The 23,887-nt window shown below is 64.4% G+C and carries 24 protein-coding genes and 1 pseudogene; 15 read left to right on the top strand and 10 right to left on the bottom strand.

Annotated features, from left to right (window positions below; all coding sequences use genetic code 11):
- Window positions 1-23: 23 nt before the first annotated feature.
- Window positions 24-704 carry a TIGR00153 family protein gene (locus I6L39_RS03495; protein WP_042075928.1) on the bottom strand — a complete coding sequence of 227 codons (681 nt, stop codon included), beginning with the start codon at window positions 702-704 and terminating at the stop codon, window positions 24-26.
- A 170-nt stretch (window positions 705-874) separates the two neighbouring features.
- Here I6L39_RS03495 and I6L39_RS03490 point away from each other — a divergent pair, with 170 nt between their 5' ends.
- The gene (locus I6L39_RS03490; RefSeq protein WP_216991042.1) at window positions 875-1,837 is read left to right on the top strand and encodes an inorganic triphosphatase; all 963 of its coding nucleotides are present in this window, start codon (window positions 875-877) and stop codon (window positions 1,835-1,837) included.
- Between the two features lie 75 nt (window positions 1,838-1,912).
- On the opposite strand, the gene I6L39_RS03485 is transcribed toward I6L39_RS03490, so the two are convergent.
- The 7 genes from I6L39_RS03485 to hslR form a co-directional block, all read right to left on the bottom strand.
- Entirely contained in the window at window positions 1,913-2,383 is a 471-nt protein-coding gene (locus I6L39_RS03485) for a glycine zipper 2TM domain-containing protein (RefSeq protein ID WP_216991041.1), read from the bottom strand.
- 129 nt (window positions 2,384-2,512) lie between these two features.
- Window positions 2,513-2,965 carry an N-acetyltransferase gene (locus I6L39_RS03480; RefSeq protein WP_216991040.1) on the bottom strand — a complete coding sequence of 151 codons (453 nt, stop codon included), beginning with the start codon at window positions 2,963-2,965 and terminating at the stop codon, window positions 2,513-2,515.
- 137 nt (window positions 2,966-3,102) lie between these two features.
- The gene (locus I6L39_RS03475; protein ID WP_216991039.1) at window positions 3,103-4,905 is read right to left on the bottom strand and encodes an aminopeptidase P family protein; all 1,803 of its coding nucleotides are present in this window, start codon (window positions 4,903-4,905) and stop codon (window positions 3,103-3,105) included.
- A 33-nt stretch (window positions 4,906-4,938) separates the two neighbouring features.
- Window positions 4,939-5,604: a GntR family transcriptional regulator gene (locus tag I6L39_RS03470; RefSeq protein ID WP_042075918.1), complete on the bottom strand. Its 666-nt coding sequence runs from the start codon at window positions 5,602-5,604 to the stop codon at window positions 4,939-4,941.
- 176 nt (window positions 5,605-5,780) lie between these two features.
- The gene (pckA, locus tag I6L39_RS03465; protein ID WP_216991038.1) at window positions 5,781-7,406 is read right to left on the bottom strand and encodes a phosphoenolpyruvate carboxykinase (ATP); all 1,626 of its coding nucleotides are present in this window, start codon (window positions 7,404-7,406) and stop codon (window positions 5,781-5,783) included.
- 149 nt (window positions 7,407-7,555) lie between these two features.
- Window positions 7,556-8,440, bottom strand: coding sequence for an Hsp33 family molecular chaperone HslO (gene hslO, locus I6L39_RS03460; RefSeq protein WP_209794002.1), 885 nt, complete (start codon window positions 8,438-8,440; stop codon window positions 7,556-7,558).
- Window positions 8,441-8,543: 103 nt separating this feature from the next.
- On the bottom strand, window positions 8,544-8,942 hold the full coding sequence (gene hslR / locus I6L39_RS03455) for a ribosome-associated heat shock protein Hsp15 (protein ID WP_042075911.1): 399 nt from the start codon (window positions 8,940-8,942) through the stop codon (window positions 8,544-8,546).
- Between the two features lie 213 nt (window positions 8,943-9,155).
- Between hslR and exeC the strand changes: the two genes are divergently transcribed.
- The 13 genes and pseudogenes from exeC to exeN all read left to right on the top strand — a co-directional run bounded on the left by exeC (window position 9,156) and on the right by exeN (window position 20,699).
- Entirely contained in the window at window positions 9,156-10,010 is an 855-nt protein-coding gene (gene exeC, locus I6L39_RS03450) for a GspC family type II secretion system variant ExeC (protein WP_280136282.1), read from the top strand.
- Between the two features lie 21 nt (window positions 10,011-10,031).
- On the top strand, window positions 10,032-12,092 hold the full coding sequence (gene exeD / locus I6L39_RS03445; protein ID WP_216991037.1) for a GspD family T2SS secretin variant ExeD: 2,061 nt from the start codon (window positions 10,032-10,034) through the stop codon (window positions 12,090-12,092).
- Window positions 12,092-13,597: a GspE family T2SS ATPase variant ExeE gene (gene exeE, locus I6L39_RS03440; RefSeq protein ID WP_042075906.1), complete on the top strand. Its 1,506-nt coding sequence runs from the start codon at window positions 12,092-12,094 to the stop codon at window positions 13,595-13,597. The genes exeD and exeE overlap by 1 nt, the downstream gene beginning before the upstream one ends.
- A gap of 1 nt (window position 13,598) precedes the next feature.
- On the top strand, window positions 13,599-14,819 hold the full coding sequence (gene exeF, locus I6L39_RS03435; protein ID WP_042075903.1) for a GspF family T2SS innner membrane protein variant ExeF: 1,221 nt from the start codon (window positions 13,599-13,601) through the stop codon (window positions 14,817-14,819).
- Window positions 14,820-14,910: 91 nt separating this feature from the next.
- Window positions 14,911-15,339, top strand: a complete 429-nt coding sequence (gene exeG, locus I6L39_RS03430; RefSeq protein ID WP_216991036.1) for a GspG family T2SS major pseudopilin variant ExeG — start codon at window positions 14,911-14,913, stop codon at window positions 15,337-15,339.
- Window positions 15,340-15,386: 47 nt separating this feature from the next.
- A pseudogene (locus tag I6L39_RS03425) lies at window positions 15,387-15,497 on the top strand (prepilin-type N-terminal cleavage/methylation domain-containing protein); the annotation flags it as partial.
- A 5-nt stretch (window positions 15,498-15,502) separates the two neighbouring features.
- Entirely contained in the window at window positions 15,503-16,054 is a 552-nt protein-coding gene (gene exeH, locus I6L39_RS03420) for a GspH family T2SS minor pseudopilin variant ExeH (protein ID WP_042075900.1), read from the top strand.
- Window positions 16,055-16,128: 74 nt separating this feature from the next.
- Window positions 16,129-16,473, top strand: coding sequence for a type II secretion system minor pseudopilin GspI (exeI, locus tag I6L39_RS03415; protein ID WP_209794007.1), 345 nt, complete (start codon window positions 16,129-16,131; stop codon window positions 16,471-16,473).
- A 44-nt stretch (window positions 16,474-16,517) separates the two neighbouring features.
- Window positions 16,518-17,159 carry a GspJ family T2SS minor pseudopilin variant ExeJ gene (exeJ, locus tag I6L39_RS03410; protein WP_042075897.1) on the top strand — a complete coding sequence of 214 codons (642 nt, stop codon included), beginning with the start codon at window positions 16,518-16,520 and terminating at the stop codon, window positions 17,157-17,159.
- 4 nt (window positions 17,160-17,163) lie between these two features.
- Window positions 17,164-18,159 carry a GspK family T2SS minor pseudopilin variant ExeK gene (gene exeK, locus I6L39_RS03405; RefSeq protein ID WP_302055606.1) on the top strand — a complete coding sequence of 332 codons (996 nt, stop codon included), beginning with the start codon at window positions 17,164-17,166 and terminating at the stop codon, window positions 18,157-18,159.
- 112 nt (window positions 18,160-18,271) lie between these two features.
- The gene (exeL, locus tag I6L39_RS03400; protein WP_216991035.1) at window positions 18,272-19,456 is read left to right on the top strand and encodes a GspL family type II secretion system protein ExeL; all 1,185 of its coding nucleotides are present in this window, start codon (window positions 18,272-18,274) and stop codon (window positions 19,454-19,456) included.
- The gene (gene exeM / locus I6L39_RS03395) at window positions 19,453-19,944 is read left to right on the top strand and encodes a GspM family type II secretion system protein ExeM (RefSeq protein WP_216991034.1); all 492 of its coding nucleotides are present in this window, start codon (window positions 19,453-19,455) and stop codon (window positions 19,942-19,944) included. Before exeL ends, exeM begins: the two co-directional genes overlap by 4 nt.
- Entirely contained in the window at window positions 19,941-20,699 is a 759-nt protein-coding gene (gene exeN / locus I6L39_RS03390; RefSeq protein WP_216991033.1) for a GspN family type II secretion system protein ExeN, read from the top strand. The genes exeM and exeN overlap by 4 nt, the downstream gene beginning before the upstream one ends.
- A 59-nt stretch (window positions 20,700-20,758) precedes the next feature.
- On the opposite strand, the gene I6L39_RS03385 is transcribed toward exeN, so the two are convergent.
- Window positions 20,759-21,568, bottom strand: coding sequence for a helix-turn-helix transcriptional regulator (locus I6L39_RS03385; RefSeq protein WP_216991032.1), 810 nt, complete (start codon window positions 21,566-21,568; stop codon window positions 20,759-20,761).
- A gap of 146 nt (window positions 21,569-21,714) precedes the next feature.
- Here I6L39_RS03385 and tyrS point away from each other — a divergent pair, with 146 nt between their 5' ends.
- On the top strand, window positions 21,715-22,983 hold the full coding sequence (tyrS, locus tag I6L39_RS03380) for a tyrosine--tRNA ligase (protein WP_216991031.1): 1,269 nt from the start codon (window positions 21,715-21,717) through the stop codon (window positions 22,981-22,983).
- Between the two features lie 134 nt (window positions 22,984-23,117).
- On the opposite strand, the gene yrfG is transcribed toward tyrS, so the two are convergent.
- Window positions 23,118-23,786, bottom strand: coding sequence for a GMP/IMP nucleotidase (gene yrfG / locus I6L39_RS03375; protein WP_216991030.1), 669 nt, complete (start codon window positions 23,784-23,786; stop codon window positions 23,118-23,120).
- Window positions 23,787-23,887: the final 101 nt, after the last annotated feature.

The following is a 23,887-nucleotide window of genomic DNA, read 5'->3' as shown; positions in this document are numbered from 1 at the left end:
TCAGTGTTTACCCAGTCAGTCGATTACGAACGAGCCAGCATCAATTCCAGGCGGGCGCCAACGCGCTCGGCCTGATCTGCCAGGTCACCTACCCATTCGAGGATCTTGTAGAGGAACATAACGTCGATCGGATTGTACTTGTGCTCAACGGCTTGCAGCTGTTGGCGCAGCCCGATCTGCATGGTGTCAGTATCGTCCTCGATGAGATCCAGCTGGTGGATCATCTCGGCAACCATTTCAACTTCACGTCCTTTAAAGCCGGTTTCGAGCAGCTCATCGAGTTCTTTGATGGCTTTCTCGGCCTGGGCGGTCGCATCGATACAACGTTTGAGATAGGCCATGAAATCGGCACGCATCTCGGTGGGGAATTCCATCTTGCGGCCAAGCATGCGGCCGGAAATATCCTTGGCACGGTTGGCAATCTTGTCCTGCTGGGTCAACAGCTCTAGCAGATCGGTACGGGCGACCGGCAGGAACAGACCGCGGGGGAGTTTCAGGCGAATTTCGCGCTTGAGAATGTCCGCTTCTTTTTCCAGCTGGGCGATCTGTTGCCGGATTTTCTCGGCATCTTCCCAGCGCTCTTCGGCAACGGCATCAAAGAAGGGAATGAGCTGTTCGCAGCACACGTGAACCTTGACGATATGCTTCTGCAGCGGCTTGATGGGGGACTTGGCAAAAAGACCCAAAATAGTATTTACTGGCATGGCCAAACCTGTGTCGGTGAAAAAACACTCGATACGATTTTATGAGGGGCGCATGGTAACCGAACTGTGCCATCAATAAAACCGTGAATTAATCCTGAATCTATCGCTGGCATTATATCCCCGCGATCCGGATCATGCCCCCCAAAGTTGCCTGCCCGCCCGGAATGACTATGCAAACTGAGATCGAGATAAAGTTTTTCATCACCAGCAATATTCAAGATTCTCTCTCCAACTTTCTGAATTCGCTTGAAATTATCTCCTCCGATCAGGCAAGGCTCGGCAATGTCTATTTCGACACTCCCGCTCTGGATCTGCGTCGCCTCGACATGGGGTTGCGCATCCGCCGCAGCGACCATTTCTCCGAGCAGACCATCAAATGCCGGGGTCAGGCGGTGGGGGGGCTGCACGCCAGGCCCGAGTACAATGCCCCGATCGAGGGTGAGCTGCCGACCCTGGCGACCTTCCCCGAAGAGATCTGGCCGAGCCTGGCCGTGCGCGACGAGATCCAGTCCCGGCTGGTGGCCCAGTTCAGCACCGACTTTCTGCGCCGCCACTGGCTGATCGCATTCGAGAGCGCCGGAGAGCGTGCCGAGATCGAGCTGGCCTGGGATCGGGGGGAGATTGTCGGCGCTCTGGGACGCACCGGGATCGACGAGCTGGAGCTGGAGATCAAGTCCGGCGAGGGCGGCGCCCTGTTCGCCCTGGCGGCGAGGCTGGCGACGCTGGGCGGGCTCAGGTTGGGGGCCCAGTCCAAGGCGCAGCGCGGCTACCGGCTGGCGGGGCTCGGCAAGCCGCTGACCGTGCAGCCCTTGCCAGATGTCGGGGGCCGGACGCAGCAGGAGCGCATCGGCCTTGGCCTGCAACACTGGCAGCACCATGAGCAGCTCTGGCTTGAGAGTGGCGATGATGACGAGCGGCAACGGGCGCTGCACGCCCTGTTGGAAGGGGTGGCCCTGGTGGCCGAGGCCGCCGGCGCCCTGACTCCGGCTCCGTCCTGGTTGCCCGGGCTCCTGGTACAGCAGCGCCTGCTGGTGGCGGCGGGGGAGGCGGGGTCACTTCGCGCCCTGCTTCATGATGCCGGTATGGTGGGTCTGCAACTGGCCATCGCGGCCTGGCTGCATCAGGATGCCTGAGCCGGCAGCGGCAGACAAGACGGACAAAAAAGGTGAGCCTGGGCTCACCTTTTTTATGGCGTCCGATGGAGGCGATCAGTTCACCACGGCCACGTTGATGCTGCCATTGCCCTGGGTCATGCGAACCCGGGCGCCGGGTACGAAGGTGGGGCTGGCTTTTTGCACCACCACGATGGACTCGCCGTTCTCTTTCTTGATCTCGAGCTCGACGCCATCGACCTGGTTGAGCTTGTCACCGGCCGCCTTGCCGGCGGCGGCACCGGCGATGGCACCGCCGGCGGCGGCGATGTCGCTGCCGCGGCCACCGCCTATGGTGCTGCCGAGCAGGCCGCCGACCACGGCGCCGCCTATGGTGCCGATCACCGAGTTCTCATCGGCCTGGATCTTGACCGGGCGGGTGGAGACTATGGTGCCGTAGCTGACGGTCTGTACCTGCTTGGCGCGATCCTTGGTGTAGACATCGCCGGAGTAGACGTCGCTGTTGGCGCAGCCCGTGAGGGCTGTGGTGGCGGCCAGCAGGGTGACGAGAGCAATGCGTTTCAACATGATGGGCCTCCTGGGCAGGCATAGGTTTAATCGGGTGATGGATTCCACTTTACGCCAACCAGATTGCTCGTCAAACCTGCAAAATGTAACCATTTATGAGGGGGTATGGTGCACCATACCCCGAACGGGTCAGCCCAGGGTCTTCCCCAGCAGCAGGCGATCCTCGCCCGGGCCGAAGTAGCCCGCCTCCTCGGCCAGCAAGGAATAACCGAGCCGCAGGTAGAGGCGCTGGGCCGGATTGGCCGGATCCACGGTCAGCCTGATCCGGGCGACCAGCAGAGTCGCCAGCCCCTGCTCTACCCGCCGCATCATGCGTTCTGCCAGACCGAAGCCGCGCGCCTCGGGGCGCACCGCCAGGGAGAGCAGCCAGCCCTGCGACCGATCCTGACCGAGTCCCCCCAGGGCATAGCCCAGCAGCCTGCCTTCCCGCTCCGCCACGACCAGCAGGTCGGGCCACAAATCCATGGCCTGACGGAAGAAGAAGGGGGGATAGACATCCTCACCGAAGATGTCGGCGTCGAGCCGTCCTATGGCGTGCATGTCGGCGTGGGTGGCAATGCGCAAAACGGGGGGAGGCTGCATCCGGGCTCCTGGCATAAGGTCTCTGCCGCCGGGCGGCAGCACAAAAAAGGCACAGGGTAGAAGGGTGACCGGCTTGATGCAAGGGGTTGCCCCGGCCGACGGCGGGCAAAAAAACAGGGCCCGCAGGCCCTGTGTCATCAGAGGAGGCTGGTCGCCTGCTCCAGCCAGGCGAGATCCTCGCCGTCCAGCAGCGGGCTAAGACGACGATAGACCTCGGCATGGTATTCGTTGATCCAGCGGAATTCCGCCGGGCTCAGCAGGCTGCGATCGATGAGGCGGGTATCGAACGGTACATAGGTCAGCCGCTCGAAGCCGAGCATCGGCAGCTCGCCCCGCGCCTCCTGCTCTGTCACCACCACTAGGTTCTCGCAGCGGATGCCGAACCCGTTTTCCCGGTAGTAACCCGGCTCGTTGGAGAGCACCATGCCCGGTTGCAGCGCCACCAGGCTGCCCTTGGGGGCGATGCGCTGGGGGCCTTCGTGCACGCTCAGGAAGTGACCGACCCCGTGGCCGGTGCCGTGGTCATAGTTGTAGCCGGCCTGCCACAGGGGCATGCGGGCCAGCACGTCGAGCTGGATGCCGGCGGTGCCGCGGGGGAAGCGGGCCTGATCCAGCGCGATGTGACCCTGCAGCACCCGGGTGAACATGGCCTTGTGCTCATCGCTCACTTCACCCACCTTCACGGTACGGGTGATGTCGGTGGTGCCATCCAGATACTGGGCGCCGGAGTCCACCAGATAGATGCTGTCCTGGCCGAAGGCGCGCGGCACGCCGTTGGTGTGGCGGTAGTGGCACATGGCGGCGTTGGGGCCGAGCGCCGAGATGGTGTCGAAGCTCGGCTCGACGTAGTGCTCCTGCTCGTGGCGGAAGGCTTCCAGCCGGTCGGCCAGAGTGCCTTCATCCACCCCCTCGAAGGAGCCGCTGGCGACCAGCCGGTCCAGCCAGGCGAGGAAACGGGTGACGGCGACGCCGTCGCGCAGGTGGGCGGCGCGCATGCCGGCCAGCTCCACTTCGTTCTTGCACGCCTTGGGCAGCATGGTCGGGTCCTGACCGGCCACCAGGATGGCGCCCGCCTCTTCCATGACGAGCTGGGTCCAGGCGTTGGCGGTGTTGGGGTCGGCCAGCACCTTCTGCTGATCCTCGCCGATGCGTTGCAGCACGTCACCCAGCTTGTCGATGGGGTAGACGGAGACATCCTGGCCCACGTGCTGGCTGAAGGCGAAGCAGTCGATCTTGTCGGTGTCGACGAAGAAATCCATGCTGGTGTTGGCGTAGAGCACCGCAAAACCCAGCACGACCGGCAGCCGCTCCACGTCACGGCCGCGCAGGTTGAGCAGCCAGTTGATGGGCTCGGCCTGGGTCAGCAGCACCGCATCCAGTCCGCGCTTGCGCAGATCGCTGGCCAGCATCTCGCGCTTGGCCTGGCTGGACTGGCCCGCCAGCGCTTCGCTGTAGAGGATGACCGGGCTCTTGGCCGGGGTCGGGCGATCGACCCAGTGCAGATCGATGGGGTTCTCGTCCACCCGCACCAGCGCGATGCCGCGATCCGCCAACACGGCCCTGGCGTTCTGGTACCAGGCCAGGCTGTGCAGGCGGGGGTCGAAACCGACCCGGGCGCCGGCAGGCAGCTGCTCCGCCAGCCACTGCACGTGGGGATCTTCCACCAGATGGAGAAATTCGAACAGCTCGGCCGGCGCCTGCATGCGTGCCTGCACCGTATAACGACCGTCGATGAACAGGGCCGCCCGCTGCGCCATGATGATGGCGAGACCGGCGGAGCCGTTGAAACCCGTGATCCAGTCCAGCCGCTCGGCATGGGCGGGAATGTACTCCCCCAGGTGCTCGTCGTCGTGGGGAACGATGAAGGCGTCCAGTTCCAACGTGGCCAGTGTGGCCCTGACCTGGGCGACGCGGGTTTCAATAATCTCGAAATGATTCATGTCGTTATTGCCAGATTGTGGTGATGTGAGTGTTCATGGATGGTGGCTGCCTGCCAGGATCTGTCTGATCGACTGGCCTGCCGCCTCGATGTGTTGCTTTAGCAGCACCACTGCCTCGTGCTTGCGGCGGGTGCGGCACAGCTCCAGCAGCCGGGCGTGCTCACGCTCGGCCTTGTCCACACCGCCCTGGGCGAACAGCAGTTCGAAGCGCACATAGCGGTCGCAGCTCAGATTGATCTGGGCGATCAGCTCCAGTGCCTGGGGGCGATTGGCAGCCTGATAGAGGGTGGCGTGAAAGCGGTGATTCAACTCGGCCCAGTGCTCGATCTGGGTGCCGGACTCCAGCGCCAGATCGAACTGGGCGAGGATGGCCTCCGCCTCGGCGAAGGTGGCTTCCGTCATCTTGTCGACGGCGTGGAACAGGGTATCGGCTTCCAGCAGCGCCCGCAAATAAAAGAGCTCCTCGATGGCCGAGGCGTCCAGCATGGTGACCACGGCACCGCGATGGGCCTCGAACTTCACCAGCCCCTGGGCCTCCAGCTGCATCAGGGCTTCCCGCACCGGGATCCGGCTCACCGCCAGCTCCTTGGCGAGGGCGTCCTGACGCAGGGGGGCGCCAGCGGGAAATTCCCCACGCAATATCCGGCCGCGCAGGTTCTCCATCACCATCTGGGTGCGGGTCTTGTAGGGTGGGGTCATGATCGGGTCACAGGGGAATCGTTACAAAATTGTATATTGTATAAAGTTTGGCTGAATCTAACGCGCAAGGGGCCACAAGGCAAGGCTTGGCGGGAGTCATACGTCGCGCATCGTCCAAAAAAATACCGGTCAGCAGGGCTGACCGGTACGGGATGGGGGCTGGCGATCCGCCCGTTTTACAGCTGCGGGCCCGCCGCTACCAGGCGTTTGCCCTCTTCATTGTCGGTGAAGCGCTCGAAGTTCTTGATAAAGCGCTGGGCCAAGTCCACGGCTTTTGCGTCCCACTGGGTAGGATCGGCATAGGTGTCGCGCGGGTCGAGGATGCCCGGGTTCACGTCGTGCAGCTCGGTCGGCACTTCCAGATTGAAGATCGGCAGCACCTTGGTCGGCGCCTGCTCGATGGAACCATCCAGGATGGCGTCGATGATGGCGCGAGTGTCCTTGATGGAGATCCGCTTGCCGGTGCCGTTCCAGCCGGTGTTCACCAGATAGGCCTCTGCCCCTGCCGCTTCCATCCGTTTCACCAGCTCCTGGCCGTACTTGGTCGGGTGCAGGCTGAGGAAGGCCGCGCCGAAGCAGGAGGAGAAGGTCGGGGTCGGCTCTGTGATGCCGCGCTCGGTGCCGGCCAGCTTGGCGGTGAAGCCGGACAGGAAGTGGTACTTGGTCTGCTCCTTGGTCAGCTTGGCGACCGGGGGCAGCACACCGAAGGCGTCGGCAGTCAGGAAGATCACCTTGGTGGCGTGACCCGCCTTGGAGACCGGTTTGACGATGTTGTCGATGTGGTAGATGGGGTAGGAGACCCGGGTGTTCTCGGTGCGGGAACCATCGTCGAAGTCGATGGTGCCATCGGCCGCCACGGTCACGTTCTCCAACAGCGCATCGCGACGGATGGCGTGGTAGATGTCCGGTTCCGCCTCTTCGGAGAGCTTGATGGTCTTGGCGTAGCAGCCCCCTTCGAAGTTGAACACGCCGTGGTCGTCCCAGCCGTGCTCGTCATCGCCGATCAGCTGACGCTTGGGATCGGTGGAGAGGGTGGTCTTGCCGGTGCCGGAGAGGCCGAAGAAGATGGCGACGTCGCCGTCCTTGCCCACGTTGGCGGAGCAGTGCATGGAGGCAATGCCGCGCAGGGGCAGGAAGTAGTTCATCATGGAGAACATGCCCTTCTTCATCTCGCCACCGTACCAGGTGCCACCGATGAGCTGCATCTTCTCGGTCATGTTGAAGGCGACGAAGTTCTCGGAGTTGAGACCCTGCTCCTTCCAGTTCGGGTTGGTGCACTTGGCACCGTTCATCACCACGAAGTCAGGTTCGAACGTTTTCAGCTCGGCTTCGCTCGGGCGGATGAACATGTTCTTCACGAAGTGCGCCTGCCAGGCCACCTCGGTGATGATGCGCACGGCCAGGCGGGTATCCGGGTTGGCGCCGCAGAAGCCGTCCACCACGAACAGGCGCTTGCCGGAGAGCTGCTTGGTCACCAGGGATTTCAGATGTGACCACACTTCCGGGGTGATCGCCTTGTTATCGTTCTTGCCCTGGTCAGACCACCACACGGTATCCTGGGTGGTGCCGTCCTTGACGATATATTTATCTTTCGGGGAGCGACCGGTGAAGATGCCGGTGTTGACGTTGACCGCGCCGAGCTCGGTGACGACGCCACGTTCGAATCCTTCCAGATCAGGGCGAGTCTCTTCTGCGAAAAGCTGCTCATAGGAGGGGTTGCGAACGATTTCCTGGCTGTTTTTGATACCGTATTGGTCCAGCTTCAGTTGTTGGGCCAGGGTGGGTTCTACCACGATAGTCATTATGTTCTCCTGGGTTCAGAGGTGTGTAGGGTTCTATCTGACGTCCATGCTACCACCTAGGTGGTAGTTTTTAGCGATCGCCATCAAACTTTATAAAATAGGGTATTTTTTTGTTATTTAAGTTAAAGGCGGGTTTTGCCCGCCTTTATTTAGTGTAACTGGTTTGCATCATTACCGGGAGCCCTGCTGAACAGGGTTTCGATGTCTATCCCATCAAATTCGTAGTGGGCGCCGCAGTAGTCGCAGTGCATGTCGATCTTGCCGAGCTCCTGCACCATGGCCACCGCCTCCTCCTTCTCTATCTGCAGCAGGGCTCCTTCACAGCGGGCGCGGGAGCAGGTGCAGCGGAACTCGATGGCCTGGGGATCGAACACCCGCACCTTGTCCTGGTGGTAGAGGCGGTAGAGGATCTCTTCCGCTTCCAGACCGAACAGCTCCTCGTCCTTGATGGTGCTGGTGAGCTGCTCCAGATGTTCGAAGTCGGCGCTGTGATCCTCGCTCTGGGCGGGCAGCTCCTGCAGCAGGATGCCGGCGGCGCGGGGCTCGCCCTGATGGTGGCCGGTTCTGATCCAGAGCTTGGTGGCGAGCTGTTCGGACTGGGCGAAGTACTGCTCCAGGCAGGCCGCCAGGGTATCGGCCTCCAGGGCGATGATGCCCTGATAGCGCTCACCCTGTTCCGGGGTGATGGTGATCACCAGTTGACCCTGGCCGATCAGGCTCTGCAGCTTGCCGTCCGTCGGCAGTTCCCCTTCGTAGCGGGCCACGCCACGCAACTGCTGGTTGTGATCGCCATTGATCACCGCCAGACGCACCGGGCCGTCCCCCTGCAACTGCACCGTGATGGAGCCCTCGAATTTGAGGGTGGCGGTCAGCAGGCTGGTGGCGACCAGCAGCTCGCCCAGCAGTTGCTGTACCTGTACCGGGTAGTTCTGGGCATCGATGATGTGACGATAGGTACGATCCAGCTGGACCAGCTCCCCCCGCACTTCGTACTCTTCGAACAGATAGCGATACAGGAGATCTTGGTTACTCATCATGTTGTCCTAGGATGTTCTTGGGGAAAATAAATACATTGTTAAACAGGTGGTTAGGAACTAATTCCCCCACCTGTCGTCATAAAGGGGCCACACAGGCAGATTAGGATTGCTTGACCTTGATCAGCTGGCGCCGCTCCTGCTTGTCGGGGCGGCGTTCCGGGCTCGGGGCAAACTGGCTGTTGAAGCGCCTGGCCTCGCTGTTCTCGGCCCGTTTCTTCAGGCTCTCGGCGGTCTCTTCATAGAGCTGCTGCGCCAGGGGGGCGGACTTGCGCTGCTCGCTCACCTGCAGCACCCGTACCTCCCGTTCGTCCTGGCCCTGCCAGAAACGGACGAGGGCGCCGACCTCGACGGTCTTGCCCGGTTTGCTGCGCTGGCCGTTGTAGTGGACCTTGCCGCCGTCGATCTGATCCCGTGCCAGACTGCGGGTCTTGTAGAAGCGGGCGGCCCACAGCCACTTGTCGAGCCGTACCTGAGTGCTGTTTTCTGCTAGATTTGGCATGAATCGGCTCCGTGTGGCTGAAAAGGGCGCCTGATTATACCAGAGGCAAGGGGGGGGATAGAAACAGGGAGAACGGCGGTGTGACGGGATCTGGATTTTCACCCCCTCATCCCATCCGGTCGGTTGTCTCTGGGTCCATTGCCGTACACAATAGCCAACCGACTTGGATGCCAGACAATTTTGATAAAGATGACGCTACCGTTCAGGGATGACTTGCTGAGCCCCCTTCTGGCTCGCTGCAAGGCCGTACCACTCTCCCGTTTCAGCCAGCCCCTGTTCTGGCTGCTGCTCTTGTTGCTGGCGCAGCAGTGCGCCGTGCTCACCTGGCGCCTGTTCGAACTGGCCCAGCCATCCCGCAGCGTCCCCTGGCAGCCATCGGTCACCTCGGCCCAGGGCAGTGGCGGCAATCGCCTGGATATCGCCAATGTCAGCCGCCTCTCGTTGTTTGGCAAGGCGCAGCAGCCCAAGGGCGGCAAGGTGGCAGATGCCGTCGCAGCCGATGCCCCCAAGACCCAGCTCAACGCCCAGCTCAACGGGGTGCTGGCGAGCTCCGATCCGGCCAAGTCCATCGCCATCATCGCCCACAACGGATTGCAGAACTCCTATGGCATAGGTGACTACATCGACGGCACCCAGGCCAAGATCCGCCAGGTGTTCGCCGACCGGGTCATCATCGCCCGGGAGGGGCGCGACGAGACCCTGATGCTGGACGGGGAAGAGTATGGCAAGCCGCTGCCCAGGCAGGGCACCCAGGACGACAAGCTCTCCTCGGTGCGCAGCGAGTTGCTGAGCAATCCAGGCAAGATCACCGATTACCTCAATATTTCCCCGGTCCGGGTGGATGGCCGCATGGTCGGCTATCGTCTCAATCCAGGCCGCAATCCGGAAGTGTTCAATCAGCTCGGTCTGGTCGCCAACGATCTGGCGGTCAGCATCAATGGCCTGGATCTCCGTGACAACGCACAGGCCATGCAGGCGATGCAGCAGGTGGCGGGTGCCACGGAAATGACCGTCACCGTCGAGCGGCAAGGACAGCTCTACGACGTGTATGTCGGCTTGTCAGAATAATGAATCGGAGTAGCACCAAGAATGACAAATAAAGGGAAGCACTGGCGTCTCGCCACTGTGGCGGCAGCCTTGATGATGGCCGGTTCTGCCTGGGCCACCGAATATTCCGCCAGCTTCAAGAACGCCGACATCGAAGAGTTCATCAACACGGTCGGCAAGAACCTGAACAAGACCATCATCATCGAGCCCTCGGTGCGCGGCAAGATCAATGTGCGCAGTTACGATCTGCTCAACGAGGATCAGTACTACCAGTTCTTCCTGAGCGTGCTCGACGTCTACGGCTTCGCCGTGGTGCCCATGAACAACGGGGTCCTCAAGGTGGTGCGCTCCAAGGATGCCAAGACCTCGGCCATTCCCGTGGTGGATGACAGCAATCCCGGTGTGGGCGACGAGATGGTGACCCGGGTGGTGCCGGTGCGCAACGTGTCGGTGCGCGAGCTGGCCCCCCTGCTGCGCCAGCTCAACGACAACGCCGGCGGCGGCAACGTGGTCCATTACGAACCCTCCAACGTGCTGCTCATCACCGGCCGGGCGGCCGTGGTGAATCGCCTGGTGGAGGTGGTGCGCCGGGTGGACAAGGCCGGTGACCAGGACATGGACGTCATCAAGCTCAAGTACGCCTCCGCCGGCGAGATGGTGCGGCTGGTGACCAATCTGAACAAGGACGGCAGCAATCAGGGGGCCAACGCCTCCCTGCTGCTCTCCCCCAAGGTGGTGGCCGACGAGCGCACCAACTCCGTGGTGATCAGCGGCGAGCCCAAGGCTCGGGCCCGCATCATCCAGATGGTGCGTCAGCTCGACCGGGATCTGCAGAGCCAGGGCAACACCCGGGTCTTCTATCTGAAATATGGCAAGGCCAAGGATCTGGTGGACGTGCTCAAGGGCGTCAGCTCCAGCATCGCGGCGGACAAGAAGGGGGGGGCGGCGGCCACGGCCGCCGGCGGCGCCAGCATTGGGGGCGGCCAGCTCGCCATCTCCGCGGACGAGACCACCAACGCCCTGGTCATCACCGCCCAGCCGGACGTCATGGCCGAGCTGGAGCAGGTGATCGCCAAGCTCGACATCCGCCGTGCCCAGGTGCTGGTGGAGGCCATCATCGTCGAGATCCAGGACGGTGACGGCCTCAACCTCGGGGTGCAATGGGCCAACGCCAACGGCGGCGGCACCCAGTTCACCAATACCGGCCTGCCCATCGGCCCCGCCATCATCGCGGGCAAGGATTACGACGACAACGGCAACACCGACGGGCTCGAAAACCTGCTCAGTGATTTCAGCGGCATGGCGGCGGGCTTCTACAAGGGGGATTGGGCCGCCCTGGTGACGGCGCTCTCCACCAACACCAAGAACGACATCCTCTCGACCCCGAGTATCGTCACCATGGACAACAAGGAAGCCTCCTTCAACGTCGGCCAGGAAGTGCCGGTGCAGAGCGGCTCCCAGAGCTCCACCACCAGCGATCAGGTGTTCAACACCATAGAGCGCAAGACGGTGGGCACCAAGCTGGTGGTGACGCCCCAGATCAACGAGGGGGACTCGGTACTGCTCAACATCGAGCAGGAGGTCTCCAGCGTGGCCCAGACCCAGGCGACCGGGACCGCCAACCTGGGCCCCACCTTCGATACCCGCACCGTGAAGAACGCCGTGCTGGTCAAGAGCGGCGAGACAGTGGTGCTGGGCGGCCTGATGGACGAACAGACCAAGGAGCAGGTCTCCAAGGTGCCGCTGCTCGGCGACATCCCCGTGCTGGGCTACCTGTTCCGCTCCACCTCCAATACCACGGCCAAGCGCAACCTCATGGTCTTCATCCGGCCGACCATCTTGCGTGACGCCAACGTCTACACCGGGGTCTCCAGCAACAAGTACACCCTGTTCCGCGCCGAGCAGCTGAACCTGGCCGCCCAGGAGGGCTATGCCACCTCGCCGACCCGCCAGGTGTTGCCCGCCTACGGCCAGGACGTGATGCTCTCCCCCGAGGTGCAGAAGCAGATCGAATTGATGAAGGCGCAGCAGCAGTCGACCACTGTGGTGAGACCCATGGTGCAGCAGCCCCAGAGCCAACCCTTCGTGCAGAGCAAGCCCTGATGGCCGCCTATCAGCTCGATGGCAGCGAGCTGCCGGCCTCCTTGCCGGAACTGCCGTTCGCCTTCGCCCGCAACTTCGGGGTCATCCTGACCGAGCGCCAGGGGACCCCAGTGCTGCTCTGTCGCCAGGGCGTGACCCCGCAGACCCTGCTGGAGGTGCGGCGGGTGGCGGGTTGCGCCTTCCAGGTGGAACAGCTTGGCAGCGACGAGTTCGAGACGCTCCTGATGGCCCACTACCAGCGCGACTCCTCCGAGGCGCGCCAGCTGATGGAGGATCTCGGCAACGAGATGGACTTCTTCGCCCTGGCCGAGGAGCTGCCCCAGAGCGAAGATCTGCTGGACGCCGATGACGACGCCCCCATCATCCGCCTCATCAACGCCATGCTGAGCGAGGCGATCAAGGAGGAGGCGTCCGACATCCACATCGAGACCTTCGAGCGGGCCCTGGTCATTCGCTTTCGCATCGACGGCGTGTTGCGGGAGATACTGCGGCCCCATCGCAAGCTCGCCTCCTTGCTGGTATCGCGCATCAAGGTGATGTCGCGGATGGACATCGCCGAGAAGCGGGTGCCCCAGGATGGCCGCATCTCCTTGCGCATCGGCGGCCGCGCCGTGGACGTGCGGGTCTCCACCATGCCCTCCAGCTACGGCGAGCGGGTGGTGCTGCGACTGCTGGACAAGAACAACGTGCGCCTCGAGCTCAAGCAGCTCGGCATGACGCTCGCCAACCGCAACATCATCAGCGATCTCATTCGCAAGCCCCACGGCATCATACTGGTGACGGGGCCGACCGGTTCGGGCAAGTCCACCACCCTCTATGCGGCCCTGTCCGAGATCAACTCCCGTGATCGCAACATCCTCACGGTGGAAGACCCCATCGAGTATGACCTCGAAGGGGTGGGCCAGACCCAGGTCAACAGCAAGGTGGACATGACCTTCGCCCGCGGCCTGCGCGCCATCCTGCGTCAGGATCCGGACGTGGTGATGGTGGGGGAGATCCGCGACCTCGAGACCGCCCAGATCGCGGTGCAGGCGTCGCTGACCGGTCACCTGGTGATGTCGACCCTGCACACCAACACCGCCATCGGCGCCATCACCCGGATGAGGGACATGGGGATAGAGCCCTTCCTGCTCTCCTCGTCCCTGCTGGCGGTATTGGCCCAGCGGCTGGTGCGCACCCTCTGCCTGGATTGCCGCACCGCGCACCCGATCACCGAGCAGGAGCGCCTCGCCATGGGGCTGGATCTTCCACCGGATCAGCAGATCTGGCGCCCGGTGGGCTGCGAGCAGTGCAACCACACCGGCTATCGCGGCCGGACCGGCATCCACGAGCTGGTGGTGGTGGACGAAGCGGTGCGCGAGGCGATTCACGGTGCCAGCGGCGAGCTCGCCATCGAGCGGCTGATCCGGGCCCATACCCCCAGCATCCGCCGCGACGGCATCGACAAGGTCCTGCAGGGCCAGACCAGCCTCGAAGAGGTGCTGCGCGTGACCCGGGAAGACTGAGATGGCGGCGTTCGAATACAAGGCCCTCGACCCCAGGGGCAGGCAGAAATCCGGGGTGATGGAGGGGGACTCCGCCCGCCAGGTGCGCCAGCTGCTGCGCGAACAGGGCTTGACGCCTCTCGAGGTGAACGAGACCACAGAAAAGGCGAAGCGCGAGGCGAACCGCTTCGTGCTGTTGCGCCGCGGCGCCAGCACCGCCGAGCTGGCCCTCATCACCCGCCAGCTGGCGACCCTGGTGGGGGCCGGGCTCACCATAGAGGAGGCGCTCAAGGCCGTCGCCGAGCAGTGCGAGAAGGCCCACCTGCGCAGCCTGGTGGCCACGGTGCGCAGCAAGGTGGTGGAGGGCTATTCCCTTGCCGATTCGCTCGGGGCCTTCCCTCACGTGTTCGACCAGCTGTTCCGCTCCATGGTGGCGGCCGGCGAGAAGTCCGGTCACCTGGAGAAGGTGCTGAACCGGCTCGCCGACTACACGGAGCAGCGCCAGCACATGCGCACCAAGCTGCTGCAGGCGATGATCTATCCCATAGTCCTCACCCTGGTGGCGATCGGCGTCATCTCCATACTGCTCACCGCCGTGGTACCCAAGGTGGTGGCCCAGTTCGAGCACATGGGCCAGCAACTGCCGGGCACCACCCGCTTCCTCATCGGCACCAGCGAGCTGCTGCAGCACTACGGCCTCTGGTTCCTGCTGCTGCTCGGCCTCGCTGCTCTGGTCTGGCGCTGGTGGCTGACCGACGACAAGCGTCGCCGTCACTGGCATCAGGTCATCCTGCGCCTGCCGGTGATAGGCCGGGTCAGCCGGGGGCTCAACACAGCCCGCTTCGCCCGCACCCTGAGCATCCTCAACGCCAGTGCCGTGCCCCTGCTGGAAGGGATGAAGATCTCGGGGGAGGTGCTCTCCAACGACTACGCCCGCATGCGTATCGGTGAGGCCACCGAGCGGGTGCGGGAGGGGACCAGCCTGCGCAAGGCGCTGGATGAAACCAGAATTTTTCCGCCCATGATGCTGCACATGATCGCCTCAGGCGAGCAGAGCGGCGAGCTCGACAGCATGCTGGAGCGGGCGGCGGACAACCAGGACAGGGAGTTCGAGACCCAGGTGAACATAGCACTCGGGGTGTTCGAACCCATGCTGGTGGTCTCCATGGCCGGGGTGGTGCTCTTTATCGTGATGTCGATACTGCAGCCGATCCTGGAGCTCAACAACATGGTGAATTTATGAGGCTTAGGCGTTCGAGGGCCGGCTGGCCGTCGAACCCATGGATCACTTTCTGATGGCCCGCGCCATCTCATTCGTTAGGGAGTAAGTAGTAATGCACAGTCGTCATCGCGGTTTTACCCTGCTGGAAGTCATGGTGGTCATCGTGATCCTCGGGATCCTGGCCAGCCTGGTGGTCCCCAACCTGATGGGCAACAAGGAGAAGGCGGATCAGCAGAAAGCCGTCTCCGACATAGTGGCGCTGGAAAACGCCCTGGACATGTACAAGCTGGACAACAACCGCTACCCGACCACGGAGCAGGGTCTGGATGCCCTGGTCAACAAGCCGACCGCATCTCCCGAGCCGCGCAGCTACCGGGACGGGGGCTACATCAAGCGCCTGCCGCAGGACCCCTGGGGCAACCAGTACCAGCTGCTGAGCCCGGGCCAGTTCGGCAAGATCGACATCTTCAGCATGGGGATGGACGGGGAAGCCGGGACCGATGACGACATCGGCAACTGGAACCTGAAGGATTTCCAATAAGTGATCCCGCCGCGTCGCGCTCACCCCGTCACCCCGGAGCTGCCTGAATGAAGGTGGCCTCCTCTGCCCGTCGCCAGTCCGGCTTCACCCTGCTGGAGGTGTTGCTGGTCGCCATGTTGATGGGACGGCTCGAGGCTACCGCCATGCAGTTGGGGCTGGCGCCATGAAGCATAGTCGCCATGCCGGTTTTACCCTGCTGGAAGTTCTGCTGGTGGCCATGCTGATGGGGCTGGTGGCCACTGCCGTCACCCTCAGCATGGGGGGCGCCAGGGGGGATCGGGAACTGGACAAGCAGGCGCGCCGCTTCATGGCGACCCTGCAGCAGGCGCAGGAGTATTCGGTGATGGATGGCCGGCTGCTGGGGCTGAGGGTCGAGGAGAACGGCTGGCAGTTCATGTCCCGCGCGGCCAAGGATCGCAAGTGGCAGGCGCTGACTGGGGACAAGCTGCTGGGGCCGGTGCAGCTGCCGGAGGGGATGACCCTGGCGGTGGAGCTGGAAGGCTTCAACTGGCGTACCGAGTCGGACGAGCGCCAGGAACAGGGCCGTGCCGAAGAGGAGCGCACGCCCCAGATCTTCGTCTTCCCGGGGGGGGAGCTCACCCCCTTCGTGCTGACCCTGAGCCAGCAGGACGAGGACCTGGAGTACCTGCGCACCGTCAGGGGGGACGAGTTCGGTCGCCTCTCCCTGTTGCAGGATGAAGAGGAAGAAGAGTGAGGGGCACCAGGCACACAGGCGGCGTTCGGGTTTGCCGCACCTCTCTGGCGGGTGGCCCCGGCAGGGGGCGCGGCATGACGCTGCTGGAGGTCATGGTGGCCCTGGCGGTGTTCGCCATCGCCGGGCTGGCGGTGATGAAGACCGCCAGCGAGCACCTCTCCGGCCTCAATTATCTGGAGCAGAAGACCCTGGCGACCTGGGTGGTGGAGAATCAGCTGGTGCAGCAGAGGCTCGAGGGCAAGTGGCCGGGAGACAGCTGGGTGGAAGGGGACGAGGAGATGGCCGGACAGACCTGGTACTGGCGCTATCGCGGTGTCGCCACGGCGGACAGCAACTTCAGGGCGCTGGACATGGAGGTGCGCACCGCGCCCAAGGCAGAGAGCCCGGTGGCCATGATCCGGACCTATCTCAGCCGATGAACATTCATCAACGTGTCTCCATGATCCGGAGCCGGTGTCAGCCGATGAGCCAGAGCAACACCCGCCCATCGTGCCACAGTGGCTTTACCCTGCTGGAGATGCTGGTGGCCATCGCCATCTTCGCCACTCTGAGCCTGGGGGCCTATCAGGTGCTGCAAGGGGTGCTGACCAGCGACGAGGTGGCCAAGCGCAAGGAGGCCCGCCTCTCCGAATTGCAACTCGCCTTCAGCCTGCTGGAGCGGGACGTCACCCAGATGGTGCCGCGCAGCGGTCGCATCGACGGCGAGAACAACAAGGTACTGCTGGCGGCGTCGCGCTTCGGCCAGCAGAGCGACGACTGGGGCATGGCCTTCACTCGTGGTGGCTGGCTCAATCCGGATGGCATGCTGCCGCGTTCCGGACTGCAACGGGTGGGCTGGCGGCTCAAGGGGCAGACCCTGGAGCGGCTGAGCTACCTCTATCCGGATCCGGCCATCGGCACCGAGCCGCGCATCCAGCCCGTGCTGACCGGGGTGACGGCGCTGCGGCTCTACTTCTACGACAGGGGGCAGTGGAAGGAGGAGTGGACCCAGCGCGACCTGCTGCCCTACGGGCTGGCGGTGGAGCTGGAGCTGGAGGATTACGGCATCATACGTCGCCAGTTCCTGATAGGGGCCGGTGGCCAGAGGGCCGAGAATGGCGGTTAGACCAATGACAAGCCCCGCCAGGCAGGGGGGCATGGCTCTGCTGGTGGTGCTGCTCATCCTCTCGGTGATGGTGATCGTCGCCAGCAACATGAGCGGCAGGTTGCAGCTGGAATTGCGGCGTACCGCCAACCTCACCCTGGGCAAGCAGGCCTGGTGGTATGCCATGTCGGCGGAGGCGCTGGTGATCAAGGCGCTGAACCAGGACTACAAGGATGATCCGGACCGGGTGAGCCTGGGACAGCACTGGGCGCGGGAAGACGGGGTCTTCCCGGTGGAGGATGGCACCCTGTCCGGCCGGGTGCGGGATCTGCAATCCTGCTTCAACCTCAACAGCCTGAGCGTGCCCCTCAGGGAGGGGGAGAACGGCGACGATCTCGAGTCCCAGCCCTACCAGTTCAAGGCGTTCCGCGCCCTGCTGGCCCAGCTCGAGGTGGACGAGTACGAGGCGGTGCAGTTGACGGACGCCATCCGGGACTGGACCGACAAGGATACCCAGCTGGTCTCCAGCAACGGGGCCGAGGATGCCTACTACGAGGGGCTCAATCCCCCCTATCTGGTGGCGAACCAGCGGATGCTGGGCACGGACGAATTGCGGGCCGTGCGCGGGGTGAGCGGTGCGCTCTACGCGAGGCTCGCCCCCTATGTGTGCGCCCTGCCCAACGACAAGCTGGTGGTGAACATCAACACCATCAAGCCGGAGCAGGCGGCCCTGCTGGTGGGGCTCTACCAGGGCAGGATATCCCTCGACGATGCCAGACAGGTGCTGACCAACAGGCCCAGGAAGGGGTGGAAGAACAAGCAGGAGATGACGGAGCAGTTCCAGGTCCAGCCGGGTGCCATCACCGGGCTCGACGGGGCCCTGGACATCAAGAGCAGCTTCTTCGAGGCCCATCTGCTGGCGGAGGTGGGGGAGACCCGGGCCAGGCTCGAGACCGTCTTCCAGCGTGGCAAGGACAACAAGCTGGTGATGCTGCGCCGCCTGAGCGGTGGCGCCGAATGACAGGGAGAGGACGGGACAGACCCGTCCGTCCCGCCCCTTATCCAGATTGCAGCCCAAGGCTGCGACCCCGCCCGGCGACCTTATGCCGGCGGGCATGGCAGGAGAATGATTTGTGAGCGAGAGTCTGGTCATCCGTCTGGGGACCCATGCACAGCAGCCGGTGCACTGGCTGGTGTGGTCGTCGCAGGAGCAGGAGATCATCGCCTCCGGCACCCTGGCCTCGGCCCATGCCCTCGGCGAGCTGCAGGAGCGTGCCGGCGGTCGCCCCGTGGTGACCCTGGTGCCCGGCAGCGATCTTATCTTCCGGCGGGTCAGCCTGCCGGGCAAATACAGCCGCCAGAGTGCGGCGGCCCTGCCCTATCTGCTGGAGGAGCAGATCGCCTCCGACGTGGACGAGCTGCACCTGGTGGTGCTGGGCCATCAGGGTCAGGACGTGGATCTGATGGCGGTAGACAGGGCGAAGATGCAGACCTGGCTCGACTGGTTGCAGCAGGCGGGGCTCAAGACCCTGCAGCTGCTGCCGGACGTGTTGGCGCTGCCGCTGGCCGACGATGGCTGGTCCGCCCTGCAACTGGGTGAGGAGTGGCTGGTTCGCCAGGGGCCCCGTCAGGGCATAGTGGCGGAGGAGTCCCTGCTGGCCATGCTGCTGGCGGCCCAACCCGAGCCCGTCACCCTCCACAGCCATACCCCCATCCCCGCCATGGCGGCCGGCAACTGGCAGGCGGCCGATCCCGAACTGCCCATGCTGCTGCTGGCGAAAGGGGCGCTCGCCTGTCAGGCCAACCTGCTGCAGGGGGCCTATCGTCCCCAGACCGAATACGCCCGCTACTGGTTGCAGTGGCGCAAGGTGGCCCTGCTGGCGGGGGGGCTGCTGCTGGTGGCCCTGGCCCAGCGCGGCGTGCACCTCTATCAGCTGGCGGAGCAGGACAAGGCCCTCAAGGCGGAGATCCGGCAGGTCTACACCCGGATCTTCCCGGGGGAGAGCCGCATCGTCAACGTGCGCAGCCAGATGACCCAGCACCTCAAGTCCCTGGGGCAGGCTCCCCAGGACGGCGCCCTGTTGCTCTTGACCGAGCTGGCCCCGGTGTTTGCCGAGGTGCCCGGCCTCAAGCCCGAGGTGTTGAGGTTCGACGCGGCCCGGGGCGAGCTGAGGCTGCAGGTGACGGCCCCCGGTTTCACCGAGATCGAGCGTTTCCGCGAGCTGGCGGGCAAGCGCTTCGAGGTGCAGCAGGGTGAGGTGCGAAGCCAGGAAGGCAAGGTCGAAGGGGCGCTGGTGCTCAAGGGGAGATCGTCATGATGGACAAACTGCAAGGCTGGTGGCGCGGCATCAGCGCCCGCGAGCAGCGGCTGGTGGCGGTGGGGGGCAGCGTGCTGCTCATCGGCCTCTTCTATTGGGCCATTTGGCAGCCCGTGGCCAGCCGCATCGCCGAGCGAGAGCGGCAGGTGGTGAACCAGCAGCAGACCCTGGCCTGGCTCAAGGAGAAAGGACAGGAGGTGCTGGCGATGCAGGGTGGCCAGGGCCGCCAGATCGATACCAGCGGCACTCTGGACGGGGTGGTGAACCGCACCGCCTTCAACCAGAAGATCAAGATTGCCCGGCTGCAGCCCCAGGGGCAGGAGCTGCAGGTGTGGATAGACACTGTGCCGTTCGACGATCTGCTGATCTGGCTCGCGACCCTCTCCGATCAGTACGGCGTCCAGGTGCAGATCATCGAGGTGGCCCGCGAGGGGCTGGCGCCCGGGCTGGTCAAGGTCAGACGTTTGCAGTTGAGTCGTTCCCAATGAAGCGAAAAATAGTGATCGCCAGCCTTTTCCTGCTGGCCTATCTCGGTTTCCTGCTGGCCCAGTTGCCCGCATCCCTGGTGGTGCGCCACCTGCCACTCCCCCCTAACCTGGTGCGGCTGGAGGGGGTGAGCGGCACCCTCTGGAGCGGTCAGGTCGCCCGTCTGCAATACGCCAGCGAGTCGCTGACCCAGGTGCGCTGGGAGCTGAACGGCTGGTCCCTGCTGCGCCTGGCGCCCGAGGTCTCGGTCCGCTTTGGCGAGCGTGGCGGCCTCAATGGTCAGGGGGTGGTCGGCTGGAGCGGCACCGCCTTCGGCCGCGACATCACCCTGAACGCGCCGGCCTCCTGGGTGTTGGGGCGGGTGCCGATGAGGCCGCCCTTCCCCCTGACGGCGGGGGGCCAGCTGCAGCTCAAGATCGATCAGTTTGCCCAGGGTAATCCCTGGTGCGACAACCTCTACGGCGACCTCCACTGGTATGAGGCGCAGGCGGACACTCCGGCGGGCAAGCTGGCGCTGGGGGATCCCGAGATCAAGCTGACCTGCCTCGACTCCCGGCTGGTGGCCGAGATCAAGCAGGGCTCGGAGGCGGTGCAGGTGCTGGGCAAGCTGGAGCTGCAGGCCAATCGCCAGTACCTGTTCCAGGGCACCCTCAAACCCGGGCCAGAGCTGCCGGACCAGATGAAGCAGGGACTCCCCTTCCTCGGCCAGCCCGATGGTCAGGGGCGTTTCCCGCTGCGCTATCAGGGTCGCATCTGACGGCTGTGACGGTTGTTTTGGCACTATGAACACCACCCCGCCCTGGCGGGGTGGTGTCGTTATGGGGCCGTGCCGCTCGGCACCGTGATCAGGTGGTTGAGAAAGAAGTGGAACAGTTCGGCCCGGGAGCGCAGGTGCAGCTTGGCGTAGAGGTGCTTGCGGTGATTCTTCACCGTGCCGCTGCCAATGCCGAGCTCGGCGGCAATGGCATCGGTGTCCAGCCCCTGCAGCAGCAGGCCCGCCACCTGGTGCTCCCGCCGGGTGAGGCTCTCGCTCCCCAGACTGGCGATGGCCTGCGCCACCGTCTCCTTGAGGTCGACGCCACCCGGTAGGGACGGGCTCAGCGCCAGCCGCGGCGTCTCCTCTCGCCAATGCTGGCGGCACAGGGAGTGCACCAGCGGAAACAACGCCTCCAGCCGGGCCAGCTCGTCCCGGCCGAGGGAGCTGCGCTTGTCGAGCCGCCCCAGAAACAGCATCAGGGTCAAGCCGGCGCGCACCGGCAGGATCAGCCCCACCTCCTCCTGCCAGCCGGTGGCCTGGTAGAAGTGGTGGCGATACTCGGGGTCCAGCCGCCCCCGCGACACTTGTGCCAGGGTCCAGACCCCGGCACCCAGCCCCTGCTCCAGCGCCTGCATAAAGGGATCCTGGCTGAAGTGGCGGGTGAGGTAGCGGTCGAACAGCAGGGCCCGCTGGTGGTGCAGGTTGTCGTAGAGGTAGACGGGGCGCAGCCCCACCCCGAGCAGCAGGGCGCAGTCGAATGCCACCTGCTGCTGGATGAGGTGCACCAGGGCCGCCGGGAAGCCGCTGCCGTGCAGGGCATCGACGGCGGCGGTCAGGCTCAGGGTATCCGTGGCAGGAGACGGGGGCATGGCGATGGGCTCCGGGTGGTTGGGCTGGCTACCCACTATGACCGGATGCTAGCACGGGAGTGACAAAACTGTCCCCCAGGGGACATATTCGGTGCAGGCCAGAGCGGCGAATATGTGGGCTTTTCCCCCTGCTGTTGGAGTCTTCCATGATCAATCCCTATCTGCTCGACGAGCTCACCCGGCGCGGCCTGGTGGCCCAGAATTCCGACCCGGCGGCGCTGCGCGATCACCTCGCCACCCCGCGCACCGTCTACTGCGGGTTCGATCCCACCGCCGGCAGCCTGCACATCGGCCATCTGGTGCCGCTCCTGATGCTGCGCCGCTTTCAGCTGGCGGGTCACACCCCGGTGGCGCTGGTGGGGGGCGCCACCGGCCTTATCGGCGATCCCAGCTTCAAGGCGACCGAGCGCAACCTCAACAGCGCCGACAGAGTGCAGGGCTGGGTGGCCAGCCTGTCGGCCCAGATAAAGGCGCTGCTGCCGGCCAGCGAAGGGCTGGCGGCGCCGCGGCTGGTGAACAACGCCGACTGGATGGGGCAGATGTCCGCCCTCGACTTTCTGCGGGACATCGGCAAGCACTTCTCGGTCAACGCCATGCTGGCCCGGGAATCGGTGCGCCAGCGCCTCGCCCGCCCGGATCAGGGCATCTCGTTCACCGAGTTCTCCTACGCCCTGCTGCAATCCCAGGACTTCGCCGTGCTCAACCAGCGCCTCGGCTGCACCCTGCAGATCGGCGGCAACGACCAGTGGGGCAACATCACCAGCGGCATGGATCTCACTCGCCGGCTCCATCAGGCGCAGGTCTATGGCATGACGCTGCCCCTCATCACCAAGGCGGACGGCACCAAGTTCGGCAAGACCGAGGGGGGCGCAATCTGGCTCGACCCGGCGCTCACCTCCCCTTACGCCTTCTACCAGTTCTGGCTCGGCACCGCGGACGAGGATGTCTACCGCTTCCTGCGCTACTACAGCTTTATGCCGCTGGCCGAGATCGCCGCGCTGGAGGCGGAGGATGCCAAGCGGCAGGGGCGCAAGCTGGCCCAGCAGGTGCTGGCGGACGAGTTGACCGAGCTGGTACACGGCAAGGGGGCGCTGGCGGCGGTGCGGCGCATCCGCGAATTGCTGTTCAGGGGCGAGGTAGCACGCCTTGGGGAAAGCGATCTCGCCCAGCTGGCGCAGGATGGCCTGCCTTGCAGTCACATCGCGGGGGAGAGGGATCTGGTGACCCTGCTGGTGGAGAGCGGTCTGGCGAATTCCAGGCGCATCGCCCGGGAGCTGCTGGCGGCGGGGGCCGTCAGCGTCAACGGCGAGATCTGCCAGGATGAGCGGTTGGGGGTGGAGGAGCGGCTGTTCGGCCGCTACCTGCTGCTGCGCCGGGGCAAGAAGCAGTATCGGCTGGTGGCGTGGCGGGGCTGAGTCGACCCGGGATCGACAAGGGCTGCCCTGGCAGCCCTTTTGTTTGCCCGCTGCCCGCTGGGTCGGCGGCAGCCATCCGGCGTAGTTGCGGAGCATAACGGGGAAGGCGGTGAGCTTTGGTTCCCCTGTTGGCCTCACACGGCCAGCGGCAATAACTCGGCGTAGTCGCGGATCGCGGGGAAGGCGGTGATGCGCTGCTCGGGCTGCTGGCTGTCCGGATTCTGGATGGCGAGCTGGTAGCCGATGCCGTAGTCGGCGGCGGCGCGCAGGATCCGCTCGCTGTCATCCACGAAGAGGGTGCGGGCCGGGTCGAACGCCAGCCGTTCGGCCAGTGCCTGCCAGCAGTGCTGGCTCTCCTTCGACCACCCTAGCTCATGGGTGCTCACCATGAAATCGAGGTGCTCGGCGAGGCCGAGGTGCGCATCCTTGACCGACAGGCTGGCGGGATGGGCATTGGTGAAGAGCACCAGCCGCTTGCCCGCCGCCCGCAGTGCGGCCAGGAAGGGAATGACGTGGGGCCGCCACTGGATCTTCGCCAGGATCTCCTGCTTGAGGGCGCGGATGTCGAGCCCCAGGGTCCGGGTCCAGTAATCCACGCAGTACCAGTCGAGGGTGCCGCTGACGGCCTGATAGTGCGCCTCGATCTGCGCCCTGGCCTCGGCCAGCGGCAGGCCGAGCCGCTCGGCGTAGCGTTCCGGTACCAGGGTCTGCCAGAGGTGGGTGTCAAAATGCAGGTCGATCAGGGTGCCATCCATATCGAGCAAAACGGTATCTATCTGGTGCCAGGGCAGGGGAGTCGACATGGGGCCTCGCGATGTCTGTGGGGGGAGGGGAAAAATGGGGGGCATTATAACGGATTTTTCGGGCATCTTTCCCGCCCTTGCCCCGTGGTGTTCACCTGGGG

It is taken from the genome of Aeromonas sp. FDAARGOS 1409 (assembly GCF_019048705.1).
Classification (GTDB): Bacteria; Pseudomonadota; Gammaproteobacteria; order Enterobacterales; family Aeromonadaceae; genus Aeromonas; species Aeromonas sanarellii.
Note: the sequence above shows the minus strand (reverse complement) of the source record. Positions and strands in the feature narration are given on the sequence as shown.